We start from the raw sequence: 2777 nt of genomic DNA, 5'->3' as shown, positions 1-2777 counted from the left end.
CAAGGTGAAGATCGCCGACCCGGCCAACCCGAACCAGAGCGAGTACTGGATGAGCACCATCACGCTCGCCAACTGGGCCGCCGAACGCGGTTACTCGGCATAAGCGCCAAGCACCACCGGCACTACGACGAGAGGGCCAGCCCTGGAGGGCTGGCCCTCTCGTCCTCTCGTCGTACCCGGGTGCGACCGCACCGTGCGATGCTCGACGGCCGGGGCGGGCTGGCGTACCGCCGGACGTTGGAGGAGCGCGACATGGTGGACGCGGTGGACGCGATACAGGTGACGGATCCGTGCTGCGGACACGGCGAGGGACCGGTCTGGGATCCACGGACCGGCCGGCTGCTCTGGGTGGACATGCTCTCCGGTGACGTACTCGGCCTGACCCCCGGCCCGGACCAGGTGGTCCGGCATCATCTCGACACGGTCGCGGCGGTGGTCCGGCCCCGCGCGGCCGGCGGTTACCTCGTCGCGGTCGAGCGTGGGTTCCTTCTCACCGACCCGGAGCTGCGTCCGACGAGCCGACTTCCCGAACTCTGGTCCGACCCGGGACGGCGGATGAACGAGGGCGGCTGCGATCCGGCCGGCCGGTTCTTCTGCGGCTCGATGGCGTACGACATGCGCCCCGGTGCCGGCGAGCTCTACCGGCTCGACGGTGACCTCGTCTCCCGGCGGGTGCTCGACGACGTCACCATCTCCAACGGAATCGCCTGGTCTTCCGACGGCAGGTCCGCGTACTACGTCGACACGCCGACCCAGCGGGTCGACGTCTTCGACTACGACCCGGACAGCGCCGCGCTGACCGGCCGTCGCCCGTTCGCCCGGATCGACCCGGCGGACGGTGCCCCCGACGGGCTGACGCTCGACGCCGAGGGCGGGGTGTGGGTCGCGCTCTGGGGTGGCGGCGAGGTACGGCGCTACACCCCGACCGGACGGCTCGACGTCCGGATACCGCTTCCGGTCCGCCAGGTCACCGCCTGCGCCTTCGGCGGGGCCGACCTGCGTGACCTCTACATCACCACCTCCCGGTTGGGCCTGTCCGAGCCGGAGCCCGCCGCCGGCGCGTTGTTCCGGGCCACGCCCGGGGTGAGCGGCGTGCCGGTCACCCCGTTCGCGGGCTGACGGGCGGACTCGCGAGCGGCTCCCGCTACTCCTCGCCGCGGCCCGGATTGAACCGGATGATGAGCCGGCTGACCACGAGGGCGTAGCCGACCATCGCGGTGGCGAGCAGTGGCATCATGACGGTCGCCTCGGACACGAGGACGACGGCGCTGACCGTCCCGATGGCGATCGGCGCCAGGACGATCCTCGGCCGCGGTACGGTGCCGATCGCGAGCCACTGCAGGGCCAGGCCGCCGATGATCCAGCTTCCGAGCGACACCGCCGTCAGGAAGCGCAGCATCCCCGGCAACTCCGTCGTGCCGGTGGCCACCAACCGGACAGCCTGGCCCAGACACCAGCCGAGGAGCAGCAGGGCGGCGCCGAGTATCCCCTGCACCATGGCGTAGCCGGACCCGGCGCTCAGCCGGGACGTGGTCAGGCCCATGGTCACGTAGGTGGTGTAGACCCACCACACCGATGCCGGGATGACGAACGCCGTGATCGCGGTCACGCTGACCGCGAGTGACGGCCGGGTCGGCACCGCGCCGATCAGGTCGCTCAGGCTCACTCCGAGCAGGATGATCGTGAACTGGCCGATCCGTTCGGGCAGGTGCAACGGATGGACCGGATGCTGCCTCAGCCAGCGCCTGCCGAGCCAGGGTGTCAGTAGCTCGATGGTGAGCCCGGCGAGCCACAGCAGCGGCCGTAGGTGCCCCGGTACGGCGAGCGAGATGGCCCAGACCAGCGATCCGGCGCCGAACCCGCTGAGGTAGACGCCGGACAGCCGGCGTGCGGTCGGGCTGGTGCCACGGACCCGGAGGTAGAGGGCCAGCAACGTCGCGCGGACCACGAGGTAGCCGACCGGCAGGAGCAGGGTGTCCGGGGCGTCCCGGACACCGACCGCCATGGTCCCGGCGCCCAGCATGCCGACGAGTACGGAGACCCGATGGGCAAAGTCGTCGGGGTCGAACCGGGTGTCGTAGAACGCCTGCCCGACCCAGGCCCACCAGACGACGACGAAGAGTCCGGCGGTCCGGAGGATCTCGTCCGCGCTCGGTACCTCGTCGGCGAGCCGGCTCTGTACGGCGGCGAGGGCGAGCACGAACACCAGGTCGAAGAAGAGTTCCAGCCAGGTGGCGTGTCGCGCCTCCTCACTCGGCAACGCGGACGGTTCCAGCCCCCAGCGGACGGACAGCCGGGGCAGTCGGATCACGCCGCGTCCTCGTCCGGGCGTACCCGGTCGTTCACGCCGTTCCGCTGCCAGTTCACAGCCGGTAATCATCTCGTGGCGGGCGGGCCCACGGTGCGTTTCAACAAATCTCGGATTCGGTGGCGACAAAAGTTGAGGATGAGTCGCGATTGTGTGGCGATAGCCACGCTTTCGCCCCTTTAATCCATCAGCCGTTCGGCTAGCTTTTGCCGAGACGATCGGGCTAAGGTGGTGCCTGAACGGATAGCCACCACGATCACCACCACAGCCGACCAGGACGACCACCACCACGAAGCGCCACCAGGCGCAGGTCGCTGAGAGGTGCAGGGAGGACCACCATGACCGCACCGACCACCACCCGGGCCGCCGCCACCGCGTCCGAGGCTCCGGCCGCGTCCGAGGCTCCGGCCCCCGCCGCCGTCGAGACCGGCACCCGGTTCTCCGTGAAGCCCGACGCACTGGCCGACAG

2 protein-coding genes are annotated in these 2777 nt (G+C 70.4%); one reads left to right on the top strand and one right to left on the bottom strand.

The annotated features are described in order from the left end of the window. Positions 1 to 180 precede the first annotated feature (180 nt). Complete coding sequence (locus tag I0C86_RS41845) at positions 181 to 1119, top strand: SMP-30/gluconolactonase/LRE family protein (RefSeq protein ID WP_323374164.1); 939 nt, start codon at positions 181 to 183, stop codon at positions 1117 to 1119. Positions 1120 to 1144: 25 nt separating this feature from the next. Here the strand turns inward: I0C86_RS41845 and I0C86_RS41840 are convergent, their stop codons facing one another. Continuing rightward, a complete protein-coding gene (locus I0C86_RS41840; RefSeq protein ID WP_196206854.1) occupies positions 1145 to 2311 on the bottom strand; it encodes a low temperature requirement protein A in 1167 nt (388 codons plus the stop codon). Positions 2312 to 2777 lie beyond the last annotated feature (466 nt).

It is taken from the genome of Plantactinospora alkalitolerans (assembly GCF_015690345.1).
Taxonomy (GTDB): domain Bacteria; phylum Actinomycetota; class Actinomycetes; order Mycobacteriales; family Micromonosporaceae; genus Plantactinospora; species Plantactinospora alkalitolerans.
This window is presented reverse-complemented; position numbering and strand designations above follow the sequence as displayed.